The sequence below is a fragment of the Roseibium sp. MB-4 genome, from assembly GCF_053005265.1.
Genome location: NZ_JBRKQB010000003.1, coordinates 302,378 through 325,505, shown reverse-complemented (window position 1 = coordinate 325,505; position 23,128 = coordinate 302,378). Strand labels below are relative to the sequence as shown.

The following is a 23,128-nucleotide window of genomic DNA, read 5'->3' as shown; positions in this document are numbered from 1 at the left end:
GGCTCTTCATGATCAAATCAGAGCTTGTTCAGCATATTGCCGAACAAAATCCACATCTCTATCAGCGGGATGTCGAAAACATCGTCAATGCGATTCTTGATGAGATCACTGAAGCGCTGATGCGCGGAGACCGCGTTGAACTCAGAGGTTTTGGGGCCTTTTCGGTCAAAAACCGCCCTGCCCGGATCGGGCGCAATCCACGAACCGGCCAAAAGGTGGAAGTGGATGAAAAACATGTTCCGTTCTTCAAAACCGGCAAAGAAATGCGTATACGGTTGAACGATGGTGTCGACCACGGGGACGACTGAGTCCTCTCAAGGTTGCCTCATCGCTGCAATCGCGTTTTGCTCAGACCGTCAGGGAGACTGCTTTGACCCGCTTTATCAAGAACTTGATCTTGCTCGCCATTGCAGTTGTTCTCGTTCCCTTATCCGTTGCCAACCGGCATACGGTCTCCCTTGCCCTGAATCCATTTGATCCGCAGGACCCGCGCTTGACGATCCCGGATATCCCCCTGTTCTGGATCATCTTTGCGAGCCTCGGCTGCGGCATTATCGTCGGTGGCATCGGGGCTTGGGCGAAGCAAGGCCGCTGGCGCAAGGAAGCCCGTGTCAAACGCCGCGAAGCTGACAAGTGGCACAAGGAAGCCGATCAGCTGCGCGAACTGACCACAGACGGACAGAGCAGCTCTGCGGCCGCAAGCCTGCCGCGGCCGGGCAACCGCACCGCCGCATAACCGCTTTCCAATGCGGATCATTTCCAGCAGCACCATTGACCTGTGCCTGAGCGATCGGGACGCAATTGAGATCCTGCGCCAGGGTTACCGGTCCACTGCTCAGGTCAGCGCACCACTGACGGCAAGCATTCCCCGCCTTGATATGCAGGTTGGACATTTGGCCGTGCAGCCTGCGTGGTCCGACTTTGCCGGACAGGGGCACATAGATCGCGGCTACGTCGGTTGTTCTTTATCGCTGGCACTACCAGAACAATTCGGCGACCCTTCCGGTCTCTACGTGTTGTTCTCCGGCAAAGGCGGGCAACCGATCGCACTTTTGGACGGGGTTCGCCTCGCCACCTGGCGTGACGCCGGTTTACATGCGCTGGCTGCAGCTTATCTTTCCCGTGAAGACGCCCAACGTTTGCTCGTGATTGGCAGCGACCCGCGCCTGCCACGCCTGATCTCCGCCTATTCAGCTGTCCGAAACATCACCTCGATCCTTTTTTCAGGAACGGACAAGGAGATCCGTCGGAGGATCGCTGGCATTTCAGAGCTCTCTCATGTTTCGGCCGGGGTCACAGACGATATCTCCAGCGCACTTGAGGGCGCAGACATTGTGTGCCTGGCGGGACCGGAGGCGGGAACTGATGACTGGATGGATCTATCCAAGTTCGATCCTCCGGCTGGATGCCACGTAGATGCTTTGGTGTGCAATCCACCGGTCCCGGACACGCTTTGGCAAGAAGCACGTCTCTTCACCACGAACCTGAAATCAGCGCCGCGAACCAACTGTGAATGGACGGCTGGTCTGGAAGAATTGGCGCGCGGTGAACGCGCCGGACGGCGGTATTATGGACAAAGAACACTTTTCGTTCCGTGCCCAGACACTGGGCTCGCCGATTTCGTTCTGGCTGCACACGTTTTCTTGAAGGCCTGACGTCTGGATTTCAGACGGCGGCCATCCCATTTCATTCGCTATCCGGGGGCGTCCATAAGAACAAAAAGCCGCCGCTCGCGCACACACGCATGTGCATGGGCACCGATGTCGCACAATGTCGTTTTGCAAAGGAGCAGGACATGCTGACGACACTTGCCTATTCAGCAAGTCTACCGGCAATCACGATCGGTTTGATCGTGATCGTCGCAACAACCTACGGGCTTGTTTTCTAAGATGAGGGCGCGAAGCCGGTTCCACGAGAGCCAGCTTTTTTGCTTTCAAGATGCCGCGCTACGCAGGGGTCATCCAGCCCTGAGCGGCGCCTCCTGCATCTTTGAGCAGCGCAATCCGGCCAATACCCGGCACGTCGAAGGGCGGCCGTGTGACCGAAGCGCCGTGGGCTTTTGCCAATTCAAGACGTTCGTCGATGTTGTCGACGGCGATATAGGAAAACCAATGTTCGGGCAGCCCGTCGAATTCCGGGCCTTTCATCTCGAAGATTCCACCGGCCGGCTTGTCACTGAGATTGGCAATCCAATAGGTCCCGCCACCTTCCACTGGCATCTCAGAGAAGGTCCGTCCAAGCGTGCTTCCATAGAACGCTTTTGCCTTTTCAGCATCCCGGGTCATCAGTTCATTCCACCAAAACTGACCGTGTTCCCACATGTTACCCTCCTGACTACTCAACCGGAGGAGAAGACATAACAGCTTTTGATTGTAGTTGCATATGGGGACCCGGATACTGAGCGTGAAGTCACGGTCGGCGCCGATGGCCGTATCCGGGTAGGCTCCACCCATAGACAATTGCCCCGCCACGCAGGAGCATCGCAACGCTTGCCGCAAGAATGGCCGCAGCCCATGGAACAACACCAACTTGGGCCAGCAAAACATAGCTGCCAGCACCTGCAAACGCGGCACTGACATAGATCTCCGGTTTGACAATCGATGAGGGTTCTTGCGCAAGCGTGTCCCGCAAGACACCGCCGAAAGTCGCTGTTGAGACGCCCATCAAAACAGCAACCAACAGAGTGTCGCCAACGTTTAGGGCCTTTGCCGCGCCCATTACGGAATAGGCTGAAACACCAACGGCATCTGCCCAGCGCAAGGGCTTGTTGAAGCGTTCAATCCAATGAGCAAAGAACCAGAGGAACACGCTCACAACGAGGCAGACGACAAGATAGGCTTCGTTGACCACCCAGAAGACCGGCACCCCCAAAAGAAGATCGCGCAGCGTGCCGCCTCCAATACCGGTCAGCGTTGCGAAGAACAGAAAAGCTATGAAGTCCAGTTGCTTGCGGGAGGCAACGATGCCCCCGGTCACAGCGAACACGGCAACACCCAGATAATCAAGCAACTGCAACAGCATTCCTGCCCCCAAAAAGAAAGCCGCCCGGTCCGTGTGGAAGGGCGGCCTGCTTCAATCCATTGATCTTAGGGCGCTTTAGGCGCTTTTATCAACCGTTTCACCAGGTTCTGCTCCGGCGTCTGCTTTCGGAGCCTCTTTCGGGCCGCCTTTGGAGACGCCCACCATGGCCGGGCGCAGAACGCGCTCGCCGATCACATAACCAGCCTGCACGACCTGAACGACGGTGTTGTTCGGAACCTCGGTGTTCGGTACCTCAAACATGGCCTGGTGGAAATTCGGATCGAACTTCTGCCCTTCCGGCTCCAGCTTGCGCACGCCATTTTTCTCAAGCTGGTTCAATAGATCCCGCTCGATCATCTCCACGCCCTCGATGAGGGAGGCGACGCCGGCATCTGCATTCTTGCGATCGTCTTCCGGCAGAGCCTCCAGCGCACGGCTAAGGTTGTCGGAAACAGTCAGCATGTCGCGGGCAAAGCCAGACACTGCGTATTGGCGCGCGTCCTTGACTTCTTTTTCAGTGCGGCGGCGGAGATTTTCCATTTCCGCCATGGTGCGCAAGGCCCGATCTTTCAGATCCGCATTTTCGGCCATCAGAGCTTCCACCGGGTCGACCGCGCTTTCCTCAGCGGCCGCGGCAGCTTCATTGACAGCTTCAGCTTCTGGATTCAGCCCGTCCGGCTGATTTTCCGGCGATTTGTTTTCTTCACTCATTGGTGTTCCGTTTGGCTCAGACACATTTGGCGTTGCTTATACGTCCGGGGGCGGCAAAATCAAAGAGAAACGGCGGATAAGTGTTAACCTTACCCGCCGCTCCGCAAAGCTCACCTGCAGTGCCCGGCGGCAACCACAGCAATACAAGGTCTTAAAGGGCGCTCTTGATCCAGTCGGAAAGTTTTCCTTTCGGTGCAGCGCCAACCTGAGTGGCCATCGGCTCACCGCCCTTGAAGAGGATCAACATCGGGATGGACCGGACGCCATATTTCATGGCCATGTCCTGGTTTTCATCGATGTTGAGCTTGGTGATTTTGACCTGACCGTTCATTTCTTCGGAGATTTCCTCCAAAGCCGGCGCGATCATCTTACACGGGCCACACCATTCGGCCCAAAAGTCCACAACGACCGGCTCGTCGGAATTCAAAACATCAGCTTCAAAGGAAGCATCGGTGACTTGGGTGGTAGCCATTACAACATCTCGTGGTTCGGTGGTTCACACATACCCAGTTCAGGTACGCCAGTTGGTTGGAACGTAGGTAGCCGAAGCGGCTCCGTCAAGCAGGCCGGACCTCTGGCGCCAATCCGGCAAAAGTTTCATCAAGAAGTTCGCTCGGAATCTCCATCAACGATGGCCCTGTTGTCCAAAGCAGATGACATCGGACTGTTTTTGTCGGATAGATCTGCCGCAGCAACTCCCTGTAAACACTGAGCTGCGCCCGATACTCCAACGGCACTTGATGAAGTGTTTCCGGCGGTTTGAGATTGGTCTTGTAATCCACAATCACAACTTCGTTGCCGTCCACAATCAGGCGGTCAATCTGCCCCGACACCTCAACGTCCGTGCCGTTTGCAGAACAAATCGTTCCAGTCAGGGCCACTTCCGCTCGGCCATTTTCTGAGAACACGGGCTGAAACTCTGGTTTCTCCAGGACCTGCTCAAGCTCTTTCAGCAAAGTGTCTTTGAAAGGCGCGAAGACGGGCTTCAGCGCCTGATCCAGAAATCTCTCCGCAGCCGCCATCCGTGACACTGCCTGCAAGTCAGGCAGCAATTCCAAAAGCCTGTGGACCAACCGCCCCCGATCCAACGGCCAAGAATCCGGCTGGCGCCCAGCTGCAAGGCGCGCCACAGCCGGAACCGGTTCAATACCGTCCTTGTCTTCCATGTCTTCAAACGCCTTTGACGGTTGAAGCCGGATTTTTCTGGAAACAGGTTTGACAGGTTGATGTGCCCAGTCAGGCAGTACGTGATCATCACCAGATGCACTCGCATCCGTTCGAGGATGGCCGGGTGACGGTGCGCTGCTCGTATCTGCGCTGGGATCTTTTTGCCAACGCCAGCCGACAACATCACCCTTGGCATCGTGCAACTCTTTGGCTTGTGGCTTCAAGGCAGCGGACACAAGTGAATACCAGCAGTCGTCATGCGCGCCGCGTTTCGGCTCCCAGCCGCAAACAACCAATCGGTCTTCGGCACGTGTGAGCGCGACATAAAGAAGACGGCGGTATTCCTCTTCCTGCCCCTTCCGGAGCGTCTCTACTGCTTCGTCATGCCAGCTGATACGATCCGTCTTCGGAGGCAACCAGACAAGAGCAGGAGGTGACAAATCGTTTCCCGGACGCGGACGCGGCAAGAAGCTTGGATCGTGAATTGCACTTACCGGAGCGCCGCCTGGATCAACCAGAATAACAATCCGAGCTTCCAGCCCTTTGGAGCCGTGGACCGTCATGATGCGCACCATACCCTTGGTGTTCGTCAACTCGCGCTTGATCTCCGTCGGGGCGGCCGCCATCCAGGCAAGAAACCCCTCAAGGCCGGGCGTTCCGGCCTGCTCATAAGCAATGGTCAGTGCTAGGAATTCATCGAGGACATCATCAACCTCAACGCCGAGGCGGCGGCGGAACGCCTGACGTCCTCCGTCGGCCCCAAGCAGTCGAGCATAGAACTCATAGGGCGGAACAAAATCCGCGCGTGCCCGCCAATCCTCAAGCTGCCGGCGAACCTCCTGCCATTTTGTAGAGGCCTCAGATCGCTTGACCAGCATCTGCCAGAGCGTGCCGGGGCGAACTTTGTCATCTGTCTCGCGTGCGACTTCCAGAAGATCCATATCGTCCAGGCCGAACAGCGGGCTTTTCAAAACAGCCGCCAGAGAAAGATCATCTTCCGGCAAGAGAAGAAAACGCCCGAGAGCTGCGAGATCCTGAACAGCGATGTGATCAGTGAGGATCAGCCTGTCTGAGCCGGCCGCCGGGATGTTGAGATTTTTCAGCTCCCGGTTCAGCGCCTCCACGAACGGACCACGCTTGCGGACCAGGATCATGACATCGCCTGGTTCCGCAGTCCCATCCAGCATCCAACCTTTGATGGTTGCAGCGATCCGCTTGGCGACCTTCAACATAGGGCTGCCTGAGCCGACGTGATCGACCGGCAACCGCCAGTCATCCGGTTCGCTCACCTCAGCCTCAGCCTCCAGCGGCCAAAGATCAACAATCCCGGGATCCAGCCGGATCGCCTCATGAATCGGGGCCGCGCCCTCTTGCGATAGCCCCTGATAAGCGCTGGCGTCTTTGAAAACCTCATCGACCGCGCCCAGAACATCCGGCGTAGAACGAAATGAGAGCTGAAGGTTTACGGAGTGAAACTCCTGCTCCGCGCTTTGTGCCTGCCTGGAAAAGGCCCGGCGCATTTGGTCGAAATAAGCCGGAACAGCGCCTTGAAAGGAATAGATCGACTGTTTCTCGTCCCCCACTGCAAAGAGGGTCCGAACCTTTTCACGCCCGCTGTCACCGACGAAGAACTCGGCGGCCAAAGCGTTGACCACCTCCCACTGGCGCGGGCTCGTGTCCTGTGCCTCGTCAACGAGGATATGATCCAAGCCCTGATCGAGCTTGTATTGCACCCACTGAGCCGCATCCGACTTGGCAAGCAACGTTGCCGTCTTGACCACCAGATCCTCAAAATCCAGGTAGCCCTTGGCCGTCTTTGCCCGTTCGTAATACGTGATCACAGCATCCGCCAGCCGTAAAAGCGCGACGGTGCCCGCATAGGTCACGACCTTTCGGCGTCCATCCAGAAGCTCCAAAAGCCGGGTTTGTTCCGCAATCAGCGCATCGACCATGTCCGGAAACGCTTCCGTGACTTTCTTGGTCGCCAGCGATTTCCGTGCCTCCAGCTTGCCAGTCAGGAAGACCGGAAGCCAAGCCTCTCGGAAAAGGCCCGGATCGGTCTGGCGGATTGCCGCGACAAGCGCCTCTGCCCTGCCCTGATCCGTTTTCGTACCCGTGTTCAGCGCTTCTGCGTAACTGAGGCAAGTGTTCAGATCGAAGGGACATTCGGCACGAAAACGGCAATCGAAAATTGAAAGTTGCTGGGCCGGATCAATCTCAAGATCATCCGCCAGTGCCTGTAATGCTGGTTCCAAACCGCCAGCATCGACCGTCCAGCGTCGGAACGCATCGCGGTTTTGGATGAGCTCATCCAGAGCCTTTTGAGCGCCGCCGTCGCTCATCAAATCGATGACAGATGCAAGCGCCTGGCCGAACGGGCTTTCCGGCTCCATTTCCGCCTTGTGCAGCACGCTGGCGCGGGCTTCCGCCATCAGCTCGGCCGCGATCCGGTCGTCGAGAACGTTGAAGTGACCGGCGACATTGGCCTCAAGCGGGAATTGATGGAGAAGTGCTTCGCAAAAGCCGTGAATAGTCTGAATTTTCAGGCCGCCCGGCGTTTCAAGCGCACGGGCAAACAGACGCCGGGCCATCGCGATCCGGGCGGCATCCGGATGACGCCCTTCGATCTCGAAAAGCTCATTTGCCAGTTTCGCATCGTCCATCGTCACCCAGGTGCCAAGGATCTTGAAGACGCGGGTCGCCATTTCAGCGGCCGCAGCTTTAGTGAAGGTCAGCGCCAGTATACGGGATGGGTCGGTGCCATCCAGCAGGAGCCGGACAACCCGGCGCGACAGGACAAAGGTCTTCCCTGACCCGGCGTTTGCACTCACCCAGGCGGACGCTCGGGGGCGCGATGCAAGATCCTGACGCTGCCGCGTGAGGTCGGGGATCTGGAAGCCGCTCATGCCGGGTCCTCCCCGCCAAGCGCCCATTCTGGCGCGCGTGCCAGATGGTCATAAGGACCATCGATCTGACGGCCTTGCATGACGCGGGCCCTGGAGAGATAGCCGGTCTCTTCCTTGGCATAATGGGCGATCAATTGTTCGAGGCGCTGCCAGGCATCCTCGATCAGATCTTCCAATGCAGTGTCTTTCGGGTTCCGGCCGACTTCGAGCACGGCGTCAGTGCCTCCTTTCAGCTGCAGATAAAGCAGTTCACCAACCGGCTCGCCAGCTGGCACGTCCTTGAACCCGCCGCGCTGGATCATCGCCGCTTCCAGAGGCAGCTGTGGCGATAACAAAGCATCCACCTGTTTCTGCGACGGCACTTGGCCAGTCTTGTAGTCAATGACGGAAAGAGACCCTGAATTCATCAGATCGATTCGGTCTGCCCGTCCGCGGAGGCGGAAATCCAGACCTGGCAGTTTCAGCTCGACACCGCCGCCGATCTCCAGGAACCGTTTTTCGACGTGCAAAGACCTCTTGACCTCAAACGCGACAAACCCTTCAGCAATCCGCTGGAACCGCGGCCACCAGAGCGCCCGGATTGCCGGGAACGCATCCAGCGGTTCGAACAGCTCTTCTCCGATCTCAAGCAAAGCCGTTACCGCCGTTTCGTCAAACGGCCCGGTCCAGGTCGACAAGAACTCTGCAAGTGCTTCGTGAATGAGATTGCCCTTGTCGGCAGCTCCCGGCTCCCCACCGATCGGATCAACCGGCTGCAACTCCAACGAATGCCGGGCAAAGATCGCGTAGGGATCCCGCACAAGCCGTTCGATTTCGGTCACCGAAAGCGTTTTAGGCCGCGCTGCCAATGGAGGTTTCGGGGCAGGCCGGTCTGCGGGACGCACATCACCTGCCTGGCGATCCAAAAGCGCTGCAAGCTGGGAGTAGCGACCTCCGCGCATGTCCATCGCAGCCGTGATGCCCGGTCCGGCCAAAGTGGTCAGACGCTGCAGCCATCTTGATGCGACCGTTGGAGCCCCATCAGCCCTTGCGGCACGGGAAAGAAGGACCCGCTTGGCACCCATCCCTTGTGCAAAATCATGGGCGGCCGCTCCCAGGCGCCGCTCAGGGGGTTCCAGCCCCATATCCCGTTTCATTGGCCGATTGAGCCAGGGATCGTTGCGGGTACGCTGCGGCCACGTGCCCTCGTTGAGACCGCCGAGAATGACAAAATCGAATGCTTGCAGGCGTGCTTCCATTGGCCCGAGGATTTCCACCCGCGGATCCCCTGGGAAGCGCCGGCGCACTGCTTCTCCAGACATCAATGCCGACAGAACGGATGGCCACTCGTGCGGCGGAACAGCCAGACCGCTGGATTCGGCCTCCAACAGCCCGGACCAGAACGCCGCCAGGGCCTCGCCAGCCTCGGCGGCATAGAGCTCATCCGCGGCCCCTGTCTCATCCGCAGAAATCGCCTGCATGACATCGACATGCGCCTGAACGAGTTGTTCCACCGGCACAGGGTCCCGATCTCCGGCCATGCTTTCCAGCGGTGCGAGCGCGCTCTGAAGGCGTGCTGCCAGATCCGCGATCACATCCCAATCGCCCTCGTGCACCTTCTTCCAGCGCGGCGTGTGTGCATTCTCGGCCGCGGCTCTGCAGGCCTCTACGGCCATGATCAAACCACTCGTACCCGGGCGGGGTCGTTCGCCGCGGATCACCCCGCGCTCCAAGGTCCGAGCTGCTGCGCGGATGTCCTTGATGGGCAGGCCCAGCCGCGCCAGTGGATGTTTCAGAAGCGCCAGAAGATCAATCGGTTCACAGCCATTGAGCGCAAGCTTTGCGGCCAGGATCGCCAGAATGGCGGGCGCGGTCTGATCGAGCGGACGGCCAGCACTGTCGTCAGCCTGGATGTTCCAGCGCGCAAGCTCCGCCGCCACGCGGCGGGTGAGCATCCGGTCCGGGGAGATAAGCGCTGCGGTCTCACCGAGTTCGATTGCCTCCCGCAAGGCAATTGCCACGCTCAGCGCTTCGTCTGCCTCGTTGCGGGCTGTCATGAGACCGACATTGCCGAGTGCAGCCGCTCGGACTTCGATCGGGGTCGCCCCCAGATAACTTGTCCAGCCGTCTGAGGTGTCCGCAGGGCGCAATGCCTCCGAGACCAGTTTCTGACGTTGGCGCTGCACATCATCAGCTTCACCAAGCTCGCAAACATCCGCCCGCGTGACGCCAAGCCGATCAAGCAGCTGTTTCAGGGAATACTGCGGATGAGAGGACAAGGGCGTTGGTGCTTTGGTCCCATTTCCATGCCGTGTGCCGGGTACAAACCGCTTGCCAAGCGCCTCCCAAGACCGGTCATCAAGGTCCAGATCCAGCCCGGGCAGCACAATCACACCCTGCTCCAACCCGGCCACGGCTTTCAGAAGTTCAGCCGTTGCCGGCACCGACCCGGTTACGCCTGCCACGATGACCGGACCTTTTGGCAACGTCGCGGAAATGCGTTGGGCTTCCCGCCGGATCAGCGCGGACCGGCGGGTCTTCGGGTCCATCTTGCCGAGTTCTGACAAATGCGCCGGCCAGGCCTCTTGAACAATCTGCAGGAAGTCCAGCGTGATCTGCCAATAGCGAGCATGATCGTCCGGCACCAGCCCGGCAAGTTCGCTCCAGTCCGCCTCTTCCGTTTCCACTTCATCCATCAGGGTCAGGAGATCGCCTGCCAGCCATGCTGCGTCGGCGGTCGAAGCGGGAAGCCCAAGCGGCTCATCGGACCGCAGAGCCAGAGCTTCGCGCCGCAATGCGCCTTTCCAGGCCATAACCAACCGGGTCATGGCCAGATGCCGGTCGATCAGCGGCATTGCCGGCGGCAGCGGTTCGAGGTCCGGACCAGAACTCAGAGATTGGATGTCCTCGTCGGCATCACCGACCGGCCGGATAATTGGCAAAAGCACCGGCTTGCCGTCAAAAGCCTTTTGGAACAGGTCTGGCAGCAGGCGCGCGGCGCGGCGCGTCGGCAGGTAGAGCGTTGCTGACGACAACAGCAATGGATCATCCAGCGGCCGGAACCCTGGCACGAGTTGCCCATCAACAAGCTTGTCTACAAAGGTCTCAAGAAAGGATACGGCGGGCGGAATTGTGAAAAGACGGGGCTGGTCCAGCATCTCTTAGGCAGCGCTTTCGCGAACTGCATATTCGGCAGCCCGGATTGCTTCCGGCGTGCCAATATGCAGCCAGACACCTTCCATCTGGACACCAAACAACCGGCCGTTTTCAATTGCACGGTCGAACAAGACATTCATTGAGAATGGGCCATCCGGCGCGCCTTCAAACAAACGCGGATGCAGGATCGCGGCACCGGCATAAGCGAATGGGGTGACGCCCTTTTCCGGCCTCCGGCTGAGCGAACCATCGCGCGCCATTTCAAAGTCGCCACGGCCAGTGTAAGCCACAGCCTTGACCGTTTCAGCGACCAGGAGCAATGCGTCCATGCGGCTGTCGTCCCAGGCATCAATCATATGCTCCAGGTTTGGCTTGACGCCCTCAACCCAGTAGCAGGTGTCCGAATTCAGCTGGAAAAAAGGATCCTTCCCGAGCAGTGGCAGCGCATTTTTGATCCCACCACCGGTCTCCAGAAGCTGCGCGCGCTCATCAGAAATCACGATGTCCATATCGAGCCGCCGCCGGACATGGACCTCAACCAGGTCGGCGAGGTAATGGACGTTGACCACGCATTTTTTCACACCTGCGGCCGCCAGCCGATCCATTCCATGATCGATCAGCGCTTGACCGTTTACCTCGATCAATGGCTTTGGTGTGGTTGCGGTCAGCGGGCGCATCCGCTTGCCAAGGCCGGCGGCCAGGATCATGGCGTTGGTAGGGCGAAAGCGCGTGTTTGTCATCGTCGTACTCGGTTGTCTAATCAGCTCTTCAGCGTCCGGTCAGTATCATCCAATATGTCTTTGATACCAATCTTTCAAATCGGACAATATGGGTGCCGTCATCACCCGGTCGAGATACCCTTCCATCCTTGGCAAGTGCACAAGATAAGCAGGCTTATTGTCCCGCCTTGCAAGGCGGACGAAGATGCCGACGATCTTGGAAATCCTCTGCGCCCCCATAACGACATAAGCCTGTTTGAACACCTCCGGATCGACTTCTTGGCCAAGCCCCTTCCGCTTTTGGAGATAAGCATCAAAAAGGGCATTTTCCAGTTCAGGATTGATGTCCGTTCGCGCATCCAACAGCAAGGAAGCAACATCATAAGCGACTGGTCCGATCACCGTGTCCTGAAAATCAATCAGGCCAATGCGATCAGTGCCTGATGCCCCGACCTGCCAAAGCAGGTTCGGAGAGTGAAAGTCTCTGAGGACCCAACCGCTTTGGGCCCCTGATATTCCATCCAGCAAACCTCGCCAAAGCGCCTCAAATTCCGCTCTGGTTTGATCGCTCGCTTCAGCTCCTGTTTTCTCTGGCAGATACCAGTCCAGCAAGAGATTCGCTTCAGAGACCAACGCGTCAGTGGAGTACGCCGGAACCTGGTAGGTTTCGCCGGTGTCCAGATCCACCGTTTCTGGAAACTTACGGGCATGCATAGCCGCAAGGACATCGACGGCGGCGAAGTACCGCTCCGCGACAGGCTGACCGTCAACGACGATCGTTTCGCTGCCGAGAAACTCAGACAGGACCAGCCCCTTGTCGAAATCCGCTCTCTTTATGGCCGGTGCGCGGAGGCCGATCTTGCGCAGTTCGCCGCCGATCGCTGCAACCGCACGGCAATCCTTCGCAAGATGAACCTTGTCCATGTAGGACCGAATATTCTCGGGCAGTGTTGCATCAGAGAAGGGCCACCGCATGAGAACCAGATGCTCGTCTCCCGCGCCGATTTTCTCAAACGTCCGGAGAGAGGCATCCCCGGCCAGATGCTCGCGGGAGATCTGCCCTGTGTTCGTCGCCGCCTCCAAGAACGCGCGAACCTCAAGTGTCGCGGAAATCCGGTTTTCCCATTCCGGATCCTCGGAGTAGAACTCAACCTGGCGGGTGTCCTCATCCCCCCCATGGCGGAACTGAAGCCAAAGCGCTGACTTGGGCGTGAGGTCTTCCGCCATCTCCGGCCATTCAATCAGAGCGGCACTGTCCTCCAGGATTTCTTCCAGGCCCAGCTCCTCAAGTTCTTCCGGCTCTTCCAGTCGATACAGATCGAAATGGGCAAGTGGAAGCCTTGGCAAATCGTAAGGCTGAACCAATGTGAAGGTTGGACTCGGAACTTCCAAATCGGGATCGCCGGCGATATTGCGGATCAGCGCACGGCTGAAGGTGGATTTACCAGCCCCGAGATCCCCGGAAAGACACAACAGGTCTCCTGGTTTCAGGATTGCCGCAAGGTCTTCGGCGAGTTGAGCCGTATCGCTTTCGTCTTTCAACGACAAAGACAGAAAGGTTGAGTTTAGATCGCGAAGCGGGTGAGACGCCATGGGGACGCGAACCTTATTCGGCCGCAGCCTGATCAGCCAGATCCGGGTGCGCTGGGAAGACGCAGGTCACGGTCGTACCCTTGCCAACGACGCTATCGATATCGACGGTTCCGCCGTGAAGCTCGACGAAGCTTTTGACGATGGCAAGGCCGAGGCCCGCACCCTGGCGGCGCGCGCCTGTGTCATGACCGACAAAACGATTGAAGACCTGGGTTAGAATTTCCGCAGGAATGCCGAGACCATGGTCTTGGACAACAAAGGTCACCTTGTCGTCGTCCCGGTCGCAGCTGATGTCGACAATGCCGTCGGGCTCAGAATACCGCACAGCGTTGGAGATGAGATTGAACAGGACCTGACGCAGGCGTTTTTCGTCCGCGATCATATTGCCGATGTTGTCCGGAACCTGGGTCCTGAGATTTATGCGAGCTTCGGCGATCCGGTCTTTCAAACCTTCGACTGCCGCTTCAACGGTGCTTGCAAGATCCACTTCGCGCAGATCCAGCTCCATGATCCCGGCGTCAAGCGTGGCAAGGTCCAAAATGTCGTTGATGATGGCAAGTAGCGCCGACGAGGAAGACTGGATGTAATCGGCGTATTCGCCCTGCTTTTCGGTGAGATCGCCAAACTTCGGATCTGCCAGAAGCTGCGCAAATCCTATGATGTTGGTCAAAGGCGAGCGCAGCTCATAGGAGACGTGCTGGATGAATGCGTTCTTGATCTGGTCGGCCTGTTCAAGCGCTTCGTTCTTTTCAAGAAGCGCCCGCTCCACATTCACACTGTCGGTCACATCCACGAACGTGACGAGGGTCCCACCGTCTGGCAAAGGCACAGTTGCATAGTCCAGCACGGCACCATTGTGGCGCTCCAATCTGCTGACATTCTGCGTGCGGTTGTCGACCAAGCCCGTTACATTGCTGGCGAGTTGCTCCCAGGCCGTTTTCTCATAGTCGTTCAACGCGCACGCGCTGACCACTTCATTGACATGCGGGAACTCGGAAAGTTGGTCTTCTTCGAGATCCCAAATCCGGCCAAAAGCCGGGTTCCAAAGCCGTAATTTTCCGTCAGACCCGAACACTGCGACGGCTTCAGACAAATTGTCCAGCGTTTCACCCTGAACTCGCGTCAGGGCGTTGTAGCGGCTTTCGAGATCCAGCTGCTCAGTGACGTTCTCATAGATATAGGTCACACCGCCTTGCGGATGCGGGTTGGCGATCACCCGCAAGGTGCGGCCATCCGGCAAATGCCACCAGCTTTCACGTGCTTCGAGCGACTGATAGCCTTCCAGCATCTTGTTGCGCCAACCGCGGTAATCCGCCTGTTCGGGCAACTTCCGAGCAGCCCGCAGGGCGTCAAGGACCGCACCATCTTCCGGATGGCTTTCCAGAAAGGCGGGATCAAGATCCCAAAGCTGACGGAAGGCAGCATTATAGAACTGCAGCTTCCGGTCGCCGCTATAAATCGCAACAGCGGCGGCCAGCTGATCCAGTGTCCGACCATGGAACTCTTCTGCACGGCCAAGTTCTTTTTGTGCCTGTTCCAGTTCGCTGATGTCCACCGCAATACCAGCACCGCCGACATTCGCGTTGACATCGGTGATTTCAAACACCCGGCGCTGACCGGATGCAACGATTGGAATGCGCGCGCTGAAGCAGCCATCTTCGTTTCGCTGAACGGCCATTGCAGTGCGCGCCGCGGCATCGAGGAAGGTCGCCCCTTCTTTGACGGCCGCTTGCGCATCGGGCATCTCGACCGCTTCTGCATAAGCGTCATTCGCCCAAATTACATTGCCCTCCGCATCCCTCTGCCAGGCAGGCGCTGGCATGGCGTCGAGCAGGGCATGCAGCATGTGCAGCTCGCCGGAGATCTTTGCGTTGCGGGTTTGAAGTTCGGCCTGCGCCTGGCGTTCTCCCGTGAGATCCCGGAGCCGTAATACCACCGCACCACCCGTCGTGCGGCCCAGCGCTTCCACGTAACTGCCAGTGCGGGTCTTGAGTGTAGTGTTGAACGTTTCGCCTGTGCGGAACAGAAGGTCCAGATGACGCTCAAGATCGCCTGCACATTTTGCCGTCAGCCAACTGCCGAAAGCCAGCAGCTGAGCTGATGGACGCGGAACACCTGATTTTTCAGGAAGAATGCCCCAGATCTGTGGCATCGCGCCATTGCCCGTCCAGACAATGACGCGCTGTTCATCTGTATTCAGCATGGCTTCAAGGCGGTCGACGCGAAATTTGAGATCGCGCTTTTCCTGTTCAAGCGCCTCTGTCAATTGGCCGGATTGAGCACGGTGGCGCACCAAGGCAATAGCTGCAGTGACTGCAAAGGCACACATGCCGCCAAGGGCGCCAAACATGACCATTGTGTCGGGATTGATTGCCGCAAGTGTGCCGGACAGAAAATCCGCGGCCGCAGCAGGGCTGCCAGACAGAGCCATCGCCAATCCCGACACACTGCCGAGTTTGATCGTTTTAAGACTCCAATCCTGCCACGTCGTGCGGCCTCGCACGCCGTTTCCGCTGCCTTCCGGCATTCCAAGATCCCCTTACACCGCCTTCGCCCGCTAATTCTAACGGGATGCAGCCCCCGATTATTGGGAGCAAATCAAAGACATCCGCCTTCTGGCCTCTGATTCGCTAAAACCATAACCTTTTTGAGAATCGCGCAGAAGAGTCCCTTGCTGAAAAGTTAACAGGACCCTTCAAATTGAAGGGTCCTGCATTTTTTTGTTCACAATGCCGAATCGCAGCCCTCACCATATCTAGTATGGCGAAGCGCAGGAATCAGTATTTGTAGTGTTCCGACTTGAACGGACCGGACTTGTTAATCCCCAGATAATCCGCTTGGTCGTCACTCAATTCGGTTAACGTCACACCAAGCTTTGCCAGGTGCAGACGGGCAACCTTTTCATCGAGGTGCTTCGGAAGCACATAGACTTCGTTCTTGTACTGATCACCCTTGGTGAAGAGTTCGATCTGCGCCAGCACCTGGTTGGTGAAGCTGGCAGACATAACGAAGCTCGGGTGACCGGTCGCATTGCCGAGGTTTACCAGACGCCCCTGAGACAGCAGGATCATCCGCTTACCATCCGGGAACTCATACATGTCGACCTGGTCCTTAACCGGACGCAGTTTGGTGTTTTTCAGAGCGGCAACCTGAATTTCATTGTCGAAGTGACCGATGTTACAGACGATCGCCATGTCCTTCATGCCACGCATGTGGTCGAAGGTAATGATGTCCTTGTTGCCGGTCGCGGTGACATAAATGTCTCCTTCCGGCAGAACCTGTTCCATGGTCTTGACTTCGAAGCCGTCCATGGATGCCTGAAGTGCGCAGATCGGGTCGATCTCTGTAACGATGACCCGGGCGCCAGCGCCTGCGAGAGATTGCGCCGAGCCCTTGCCGACATCCCCATAGCCGCACACAACAGCGACCTTGCCGGACATCATAACGTCGGTACCGCGGCGAATGCCGTCTACCAGAGATTCGCGGCAGCCATAGCGGTTGTCGAACTTGGACTTGGTGACGCTATCATTGACGTTGATCGCCGGGAACGGCAGCTTGCCGTTTTTCTGCATTTCATAAAGACGCAGAACACCAGTGGTGGTTTCTTCCGTGACACCCTGCAGCATGTCGCGCTGCTTGGTGAACCAGCCCGGATTGGCCGCTGCGCGCTTCTTGATCTGCGCGAAGAGAGCTTCCTCTTCTTCGGACTTCGGATTTTCGATCAGATCCGTTTCACCTGCCTCAACGCGGGCACCGAGCAAGATGTAAAGGGTGGCGTCGCCACCATCGTCGAGGATCATGTTGGCGCCGTCTTCGAAATCGAAGATCTTGTCGGCGTAGTCCCAATATTCCTCAAGCGTTTCGCCCTTTACAGCGAACACCGGAACGCCGGAAGCGGCAATAGCAGCTGCTGCCTGATCCTGTGTGGAGTAGATATTGCAGGACGCCCAACGGACTTCCGCGCCCAGCGCGACCAGCGTTTCAATCAGAACCGCCGTCTGAATGGTCATGTGCAAGGATCCGGCAATCCGGGCCCCTTTGAGCGGCTTGCTTTCGCCGAACTCTTCCCGGCACGCCATCAGGCCCGGCATTTCGTGTTCCGCGATTTCGATTTCGGTGCGGCCCCAGTCTGCGAGTCCGATATCCTTGACGATGTAATCAGCCATGAAAGTTTCCTGCTGTTTGCGCCAGCCTCTGTTGCCGGGCCAACTCGATTTTGCGCCGCGTCTGTCGGAACACAGATCCAGTCGATTGACTGCTGCGCGGCAAGTGGCCGGATTGCGAGCAACGCCACAATCCATTGCCGGGGTTATAACCCCGCACCGCATGTCATGCAATAAAGATATAAAGAATTCTTTATATGATTAAGTCATCGTTAGGATGGGGCTTCGAAACATGGGTTCGACTGAGCTCCAAATCGCCGATACCGTCTAGCTCAGGTAAAGATCTTCACGTGTCGGCGGCATAGACGACGGGCCCTTTGTGCGTTTGGTCGACACAGTCTGGAAGATGTTGATCGTGCCGCGCTGGAAGCCAAGGGAGACACCCGTCAAATAAGCCAGCCACAAGCGATATTTTTCTTCCCCCACCTCGGCAATTGCTGCCTCTTTGGCGCGCATCAGGTTCTCAGCCCACAGTCGGGTTGTGCGTGCATAGTGCTCCCGCCAACCTTCGACGTCGTGCACTTCAAAACCCCAGGATTCCAGATTGGTGAGGGTCCATCCGATGTGGTCGACCTCGCCGCCAGGAAAAATGTATCTGACGAGCGCCTTATACTCCGCACGCTTGCGTCGGAAGTTCTTGAGGCTCTTTTTGCCCCGGCGCGTGATCGCATGGTGGAGATAGATCCCGCGCGGTCTCAGAAGACGATGAACGGCCTGGTAGTATTCCTCGTGATGATCCAGGCCGACATGCTCAAACATCCCTATTGAGGAAATCTTGTCGAACTCGCCCTCCATCTCACGGAAGTCCTTTAGCTCGACAGAAACATTACCTTCCAGGCCCTTGGCCTTGATCCGCTCGCGGGCGAGAACGGCCTGTTCTTCCGACAAAGTCACGCCTGTTGCCGTCACACCATAATGCTCGGCCGCGTAACAAATCAGAGCCCCCCAGCCGCACCCGATGTCGAGCATTCGGTCCCCCGGCTTCAGGCGCAGCTTCCGGCAAATCATCTCCAGCTTGTCTTTCTGTGCCGTCGCAAGATCTGTGTCCCATGACTTAAAATATGCGCAGGTGTAGAGCATCTCCGGATCCAGAAAGAGCCGATAGAACTCATTGGAGACATTGTAGTGAAAGGCAATGTCGGTCTGACCGCTCCCGGACTGCTGAGCCGCATTGCCGCCGTCCAGTTGCGCTTGTTGTTTATCGGATGCGCGCGGTGCAAAGAACAGCTTTACCGCTGACCCGACAACAAGGCGTTTGTTCAGACGCTTCAACAGTGTCTTTGATTTGACCGACGGACGCTTGTCCGCGAAATCAAACAGCGACCCGCCCCGTGGCTCGACTTCGCCGCGCGCATAAAGCTCAAGAACCGTCTTTAAGCTGGGACGCCGCAAAAGCGCAGGGATCGCAGTGCCGGAAATGAATAGGCGGAGTTCGCTCTCCTGGCTATTTTCCGGTATGACCGTTCCATCTGGAAGCTCGAAAGAAAAGTCGGCCCCCAATGCATCATGAACATGGGCCAGCAGGTCTTTCGTTACCTGCATATTCCGATCCACAACCGCGTCCAACTTGCCCTCCAACTCAATGGTCAAACCTTGCGGTGTGTCGAGACGGTCAGTCTTCTTCCCCGAAGCCGCTTTCAACCAAATCCGTGATGGCCTCAAGCGCAGGTTCGGCTTGCGCGCCGCTTGTGCGGACCTTAATGCAGCAGCCGGGGCTGGCTGCGAGCATCATGAGACCCATGATCGAGGTGCCGCCTACTGTCTGGCCATCTCTTGAGACTTCCACGTCGGCGTCGAAAGTCTCAACCAGCTTTACCAATTTTGCCGATGCACGGGCGTGCAAGCCGCGCCGGTTTACAATCGTCAGGTCTTTTTCCAACACGCTTTTCGCGTCCTGTTCTTGTTAATTCTGTCCCGACAGCACCTGGCTCGCGACGGAGATATATTTTTGTCCAGCCTGCCGCGCCTCGTCAACAGCCTGCGGAAGCTCGCGATCGGCACGAACGCTGGCCAATTTGATCAGCATCGGCAGGTTTACACCTGCAACGACTTCAACGGACTTGCTGTCCATGACCGAGATAGCAAGGTTGGACGGTGTGCCTCCGAACATGTCTGTCAGAAGAACCACACCTTTGCCTGTATTTGCGGCATCGACCGCCGCCAAAATGTCCTGCCGGCGCTGTTCCATATCGTCATCCGGGCCAATGGAGATGGTCTCGACCTGCTCCTGTGGGCCAACAACATGTTCCAGTGCTGCCTTGAATTCCTCGGCGAGGCGCCCGTGAGTGACGAGGACAAGTCCAATCATACGTATAAAAACCCGATTATCGAGATTTGCTTCAGCTCATTTGAGAGCCGGGCGTTTACCAGCCTGCTGCACTCTCGGCAACCGTATCGCCAGTTGCAAGCAAAAAAGGAAAGGTCCGCCTTAAAAATAGTCAGGGCTATTTAAGTAGAGATGCCTGAAGGCCCAGCGGATCAATCGTACACTTGAAAAAGTATCATCTTCGGGGCAACGAAGAAGCGGGCAGACTACGCCCAAAACGGTTTCCTTTTTGCAATGCTCCTCCGGCAGGCGTTCCAACGCTTCCCTCTGACACAAATCAACAATCAGATGAACCTGCGCTTGGCGTAAAAACTCTGCCCGCACAATACCGCAACCACGCACCTCCATCAGGCCTTCAAGCACCTTTGGCGGCTCTGCCAGCAATCGCCCGGTTTCTCCGTTCAAGAGCACGCGATCATCCGCGACAAGAGCCGCGAAGTGCCCGCGTGATCGCGCCGCCTCGAGGATAGCTTCACTCAATGACGACTTGCCACTCCCGGACTTGCCGCGGATCAGAAGTCCCTTGGTTCCGACAACAACGCAGTTTGCGTGGATGTTTTTGGCTGTCACTTCTTGCGGCCTACGGGCAAAATGATCGTGAACCGGGCGCCGGCGATCCGGTCCATCCCGTCTTTGCCAGCTTCTATCCGGTTGGTTGCCGAAATTGACCCGCCGTGCGCATCAATGATCTGCCGTGAGATCGAGAGACCAAGGCCAGAATTGTTACCGAAGCCCTCGCCGTCCGGCCTGTCGGTGTAAAACCGCTCGAAAATCCGCTCGGTGTTTTCCGCGCGGATACCGGGCCCATCGTCGTCCACGGTGATTTTGATTTCCCGTCCATCGCGGCCAAGATCCACCCGGACGGTTCCCTTCTTCGGTGAAAACGAACGAGCGTTGTCAAGAAGGTTGCTGATCACCTGACCAAGCCGAATGTCATGGCCTTGGACTTCGTAAGGTTTGGTGCCGGGCGCGTCCGCCACGGTCAATTTAACTCGCGGGTCCCCCTTGTCGGACCGCTCATTTGCTGCGTCCGCCATGTTCCGAAGAAGCTCGGCAATGTCGATCGTTTCCGATTGCGTCCGGGCAAGTTCTGCATCCAGGCGGGACGCATCGGAGATGTCGCTAATCAACCGGTCAAGACGGCGGACGTCATGCTGAATGACTTCCATCAGCCGGTTACGCGAATCCTCGTTTCTTGCAAGTGGCAAGGTCTCAACCGCGCTTCTGAGAGAAGTCAGCGGGTTTTTGAGTTCATGTGCAACGTCTGCTGCAAAGCGCTCGATCGCATCAATCTTGTCATAGAGCGCGTTGGTCATTTCCCGGAACGAGCGCGCCAGGTGACCAATCTCGTCCTGCCGATCTGAGAACTCCGGGATTTCTTCGCGTGACGTCGTTGATCCGGTCCTCACGCGGTCCGCTGCAGCTGCAAGACGGCGCACGGGTCCGGCAATAGTCCCGGCCAGAAGGATCGACAAGAGGATCGTGACCGTTGCAGCGAACAAGAAGACACGGATGATCGCGATGCGCTCGGCCCGAACAATGGCATCAATATCACCACCCTGCGTTGACAAGAGCAAAGTGCCGAGCACGGCACGAAACCGCTGGATCGGAACCGCCACGGAGACAATCAGTTCACCGCGCTGGGATATCCGGGTCACACTGGCCGGAGATCCTGCAAGGGCCGCCTCCACTTCAGGATAGGCTCGGCCATCGCCCGCGCCGACTTCCTGGTAGAGCGGCAGGTCGCCCTGCTGCATCCAGCGTTTGCTCCACTGCCAGAGGGTATCCCAAAAGCCTTCTTCCTCGACATTGGGTGGCGGCAGATCAAAGCGCAGGATCTGCGCACTGGAATAAAGGTGCCGGGAATCGAGGATCAAAATCCCCTCCGGATCGTAGATCCGCGCACGCGTTTTTGTCGGAGATATCAACCGGCGAAGAACAGGGCCGACGCGTTCAGGATTGATTGGAAAGTCGAGGCTTTCAAGATCATCACCTGCCGTCGGCGTGATGCTCTCGCCTGCCTGAAGCTGCAACAAACGTTCCGGATCGACCGTGATCGTTCCGGTATCGACGGTCGCCGATGCCGCAATTGCACCGGCAATGATCTCCCCTTGCGTGAGGAGGCTCTGCACCCGTGCATCAATGAGACCGGCACGGAACTGATTGAGGTAGAGGATCCCGATCACGAGAGCGATAAGCCCAACCAGATTGATCGCAATAATCCGCCGCGTCAGGGAAGACAGCACGTATGTCCCGAAGACCCGGCCCACCCGGCTCAAGATCCTACGGCGAACGCGCTTCTTGCTCAAACGGCGCAGCTTGGAGCGCTCCGAACCGCCTTCCGGTTCAGAGATCTGCACGTCGTCCAGATGTTCGCTTTCCACCGCCATTCAGGCCCACCTTCAGGTCTGTGGCCTCCAGCTCAAACCTCTCTGAACCGGTACCCAACACCATAAAGGGTTTCGATCATGTCGAAATCGTCGTCAACCACTTTGAACTTCTTGCGCAGACGTTTGATGTGACTGTCGATGGTGCGGTCGTCAACATAGACCTGATCATCGTAGGCCGCATCCATCAACGCATTCCGGCTTTTGACGACCCCTGGACGCTGGGCCAGAGCGGACAGGATAAGGAACTCGGTGACGGTCAACGTAACCGGCTTGTTGTTCCAGGTGCAGGTATGCCGCTCCTGATCCATGACCAGTTGCCCGCGCTCCAGCAACTTATCTGCATCATCCCTTGGTGCTGATGCATCGCGCGGTTGGGCACGGCGCAGCACCGCGCGGACCCGCTCGACCAGCAACCGCTGTGAAAACGGCTTCCGGATGAAGTCGTCCGCGCCCATCTTGAGACCGAACAGCTCGTCGATTTCATCGTCTTTCGACGTCAGAAAAATGACCGGGAGATCGGATGTCTGACGCAACCGGCGCAGCAATTCCATGCCATCCATTCGCGGCATCTTGATATCGAAGATCGCCAGCTCGGGCGGATCGCTTTGCAGGCCGTCAAGCGCGGAGGTTCCATCCGTGTAGCTCTGGACCCGATATCCTTCCGCCTCCAATGCAATTGATACGGAGGTCAGGATATTGCGGTCGTCATCAACCAGGGCAATCGTTGGCATATTTGTCTTCGTCCACTTCCGGAAACGCACCGACGGCACGCGTCGGTCAAACAGTAACACAAAGCCTTTGGCCTGCTAAATGCGCAAAAATTAAGGCGATCGGGCCATTTACAATCTGCAAGGTAAGGCGCGCATAGCAAAGGCAGCCCTTCTGCCGGGCTAAAACGTTTCTCCAGATGGCGGGGATAGCTCAGCGTTACAAGCCCCACTCCTAAAGCACGCAATAATGAGCTGAAACACTTTCAGCTGTTGTCCGAGCGCCTAAC

At 57.5% G+C, this 23,128-nt stretch carries 19 protein-coding genes; 3 read left to right on the top strand and 16 right to left on the bottom strand.

The window, feature by feature from the left end; genetic code table 11:
* Positions 1-8 precede the first annotated feature (8 nt).
* The 3 genes from ACVDG4_RS18015 (at position 9) to ACVDG4_RS18005 (ending at position 1,655) form a co-directional block, all read left to right on the top strand.
* A complete protein-coding gene (locus tag ACVDG4_RS18015) occupies positions 9-308 on the top strand; it encodes an integration host factor subunit beta (protein WP_008191762.1) in 300 nt (99 codons plus the stop codon).
* 62 nt (positions 309-370) lie between these two features.
* Positions 371-736 carry a DUF1049 domain-containing protein gene (locus ACVDG4_RS18010; RefSeq protein WP_209172198.1) on the top strand — a complete coding sequence of 122 codons (366 nt, stop codon included), beginning with the start codon at positions 371-373 and terminating at the stop codon, positions 734-736.
* A gap of 10 nt (positions 737-746) precedes the next feature.
* Positions 747-1,655: an ornithine cyclodeaminase gene (locus tag ACVDG4_RS18005; RefSeq protein ID WP_447236125.1), complete on the top strand. Its 909-nt coding sequence runs from the start codon at positions 747-749 to the stop codon at positions 1,653-1,655.
* A 291-nt stretch (positions 1,656-1,946) separates the two neighbouring features.
* On the opposite strand, the gene ACVDG4_RS18000 is transcribed toward ACVDG4_RS18005, so the two are convergent.
* The 16 genes from ACVDG4_RS18000 to ACVDG4_RS17925 form a co-directional block, all read right to left on the bottom strand.
* Entirely contained in the window at positions 1,947-2,321 is a 375-nt protein-coding gene (locus ACVDG4_RS18000; protein WP_447236124.1) for a VOC family protein, read from the bottom strand.
* A gap of 88 nt (positions 2,322-2,409) precedes the next feature.
* On the bottom strand, positions 2,410-3,021 hold the full coding sequence (locus ACVDG4_RS17995) for a trimeric intracellular cation channel family protein (RefSeq protein ID WP_447236123.1): 612 nt from the start codon (positions 3,019-3,021) through the stop codon (positions 2,410-2,412).
* 75 nt (positions 3,022-3,096) lie between these two features.
* On the bottom strand, positions 3,097-3,732 hold the full coding sequence (grpE, locus tag ACVDG4_RS17990; protein WP_209172194.1) for a nucleotide exchange factor GrpE: 636 nt from the start codon (positions 3,730-3,732) through the stop codon (positions 3,097-3,099).
* A 151-nt stretch (positions 3,733-3,883) separates the two neighbouring features.
* Positions 3,884-4,204, bottom strand: coding sequence for a thioredoxin (gene trxA, locus ACVDG4_RS17985; RefSeq protein ID WP_008194002.1), 321 nt, complete (start codon positions 4,202-4,204; stop codon positions 3,884-3,886).
* A gap of 85 nt (positions 4,205-4,289) precedes the next feature.
* Positions 4,290-7,805 carry a double-strand break repair helicase AddA gene (gene addA / locus ACVDG4_RS17980; protein WP_447236122.1) on the bottom strand — a complete coding sequence of 1,172 codons (3,516 nt, stop codon included), beginning with the start codon at positions 7,803-7,805 and terminating at the stop codon, positions 4,290-4,292.
* A complete protein-coding gene (gene addB / locus ACVDG4_RS17975) occupies positions 7,802-10,942 on the bottom strand; it encodes a double-strand break repair protein AddB (RefSeq protein WP_447236121.1) in 3,141 nt (1,046 codons plus the stop codon). The genes addA and addB overlap by 4 nt, the downstream gene beginning before the upstream one ends.
* Positions 10,943-10,945: 3 nt before the next feature.
* The gene (locus ACVDG4_RS17970; protein ID WP_447236120.1) at positions 10,946-11,680 is read right to left on the bottom strand and encodes a nucleotidyltransferase family protein; all 735 of its coding nucleotides are present in this window, start codon (positions 11,678-11,680) and stop codon (positions 10,946-10,948) included.
* Positions 11,681-11,725: 45 nt separating this feature from the next.
* Complete coding sequence (gene tsaE / locus ACVDG4_RS17965) at positions 11,726-13,252, bottom strand: tRNA (adenosine(37)-N6)-threonylcarbamoyltransferase complex ATPase subunit type 1 TsaE (protein ID WP_447236119.1); 1,527 nt, start codon at positions 13,250-13,252, stop codon at positions 11,726-11,728.
* A 13-nt stretch (positions 13,253-13,265) separates the two neighbouring features.
* Positions 13,266-15,779, bottom strand: coding sequence for a PAS domain-containing sensor histidine kinase (locus ACVDG4_RS17960; RefSeq protein WP_447236118.1), 2,514 nt, complete (start codon positions 15,777-15,779; stop codon positions 13,266-13,268).
* Positions 15,780-16,029: 250 nt separating this feature from the next.
* Positions 16,030-17,418: an adenosylhomocysteinase gene (gene ahcY, locus ACVDG4_RS17955; protein WP_133949107.1), complete on the bottom strand. Its 1,389-nt coding sequence runs from the start codon at positions 17,416-17,418 to the stop codon at positions 16,030-16,032.
* Positions 17,419-17,682: 264 nt separating this feature from the next.
* Positions 17,683-18,957 (bottom strand): class I SAM-dependent methyltransferase, encoded by a 1,275-nt coding sequence (locus ACVDG4_RS17950; RefSeq protein ID WP_447236117.1) that lies wholly within the window; start codon positions 18,955-18,957, stop codon positions 17,683-17,685.
* A gap of 70 nt (positions 18,958-19,027) precedes the next feature.
* On the bottom strand, positions 19,028-19,297 hold the full coding sequence (locus tag ACVDG4_RS17945; RefSeq protein WP_209178923.1) for an HPr family phosphocarrier protein: 270 nt from the start codon (positions 19,295-19,297) through the stop codon (positions 19,028-19,030).
* A 21-nt stretch (positions 19,298-19,318) separates the two neighbouring features.
* Entirely contained in the window at positions 19,319-19,723 is a 405-nt protein-coding gene (locus ACVDG4_RS17940) for a PTS sugar transporter subunit IIA (protein ID WP_008193884.1), read from the bottom strand.
* 120 nt (positions 19,724-19,843) lie between these two features.
* Entirely contained in the window at positions 19,844-20,311 is a 468-nt protein-coding gene (locus tag ACVDG4_RS17935; protein ID WP_447236116.1) for an HPr kinase/phosphorylase, read from the bottom strand.
* Entirely contained in the window at positions 20,308-22,131 is a 1,824-nt protein-coding gene (locus tag ACVDG4_RS17930) for a sensor histidine kinase (protein WP_209178919.1), read from the bottom strand. The genes ACVDG4_RS17935 and ACVDG4_RS17930 overlap by 4 nt, the downstream gene beginning before the upstream one ends.
* 32 nt (positions 22,132-22,163) lie before the next feature.
* Positions 22,164-22,862, bottom strand: coding sequence for a response regulator transcription factor (locus ACVDG4_RS17925; protein WP_133949114.1), 699 nt, complete (start codon positions 22,860-22,862; stop codon positions 22,164-22,166).
* Positions 22,863-23,128 lie beyond the last annotated feature (266 nt).

Excerpts from the sequence above, each read along its gene's own strand:
- ACVDG4_RS18015 (WP_008191762.1), top strand. The coding sequence starts at position 9 with ATGATCAAATCAGAGCTTGTTCAGCATATTGCCGAACAAAATCCACAT.
- addB (WP_447236121.1), bottom strand. The coding sequence starts at position 10,942 with ATGCTGGACCAGCCCCGTCTTTTCACAATTCCGCCCGCCGTATCCTTT.
- addA (WP_447236122.1), bottom strand. The coding sequence starts at position 7,805 with ATGAGCGGCTTCCAGATCCCCGACCTCACGCGGCAGCGTCAGGATCTT.
- ACVDG4_RS17940 (WP_008193884.1), bottom strand. The coding sequence starts at position 19,723 with ATGATTGGACTTGTCCTCGTCACTCACGGGCGCCTCGCCGAGGAATTC.
- ACVDG4_RS17960 (WP_447236118.1), bottom strand. The coding sequence starts at position 15,779 with ATGCCGGAAGGCAGCGGAAACGGCGTGCGAGGCCGCACGACGTGGCAG.
- ACVDG4_RS17925 (WP_133949114.1), bottom strand. The coding sequence starts at position 22,862 with ATGCCAACGATTGCCCTGGTTGATGACGACCGCAATATCCTGACCTCC.
- grpE (WP_209172194.1), bottom strand. The coding sequence starts at position 3,732 with ATGAGTGAAGAAAACAAATCGCCGGAAAATCAGCCGGACGGGCTGAAT.
- ACVDG4_RS18005 (WP_447236125.1), top strand. The coding sequence starts at position 747 with ATGCGGATCATTTCCAGCAGCACCATTGACCTGTGCCTGAGCGATCGG.
- ACVDG4_RS17930 (WP_209178919.1), bottom strand. The coding sequence starts at position 22,131 with ATGGCGGTGGAAAGCGAACATCTGGACGACGTGCAGATCTCTGAACCG.
- ACVDG4_RS17970 (WP_447236120.1), bottom strand. The coding sequence starts at position 11,680 with ATGACAAACACGCGCTTTCGCCCTACCAACGCCATGATCCTGGCCGCC.
- ACVDG4_RS17950 (WP_447236117.1), bottom strand. The coding sequence starts at position 18,957 with ATGCAGGTAACGAAAGACCTGCTGGCCCATGTTCATGATGCATTGGGG.
- trxA (WP_008194002.1), bottom strand. The coding sequence starts at position 4,204 with ATGGCTACCACCCAAGTCACCGATGCTTCCTTTGAAGCTGATGTTTTG.
- tsaE (WP_447236119.1), bottom strand. The coding sequence starts at position 13,252 with ATGGCGTCTCACCCGCTTCGCGATCTAAACTCAACCTTTCTGTCTTTG.
- ACVDG4_RS18000 (WP_447236124.1), bottom strand. The coding sequence starts at position 2,321 with ATGTGGGAACACGGTCAGTTTTGGTGGAATGAACTGATGACCCGGGAT.
- ahcY (WP_133949107.1), bottom strand. The coding sequence starts at position 17,418 with ATGGCTGATTACATCGTCAAGGATATCGGACTCGCAGACTGGGGCCGC.
- ACVDG4_RS17995 (WP_447236123.1), bottom strand. The coding sequence starts at position 3,021 with ATGCTGTTGCAGTTGCTTGATTATCTGGGTGTTGCCGTGTTCGCTGTG.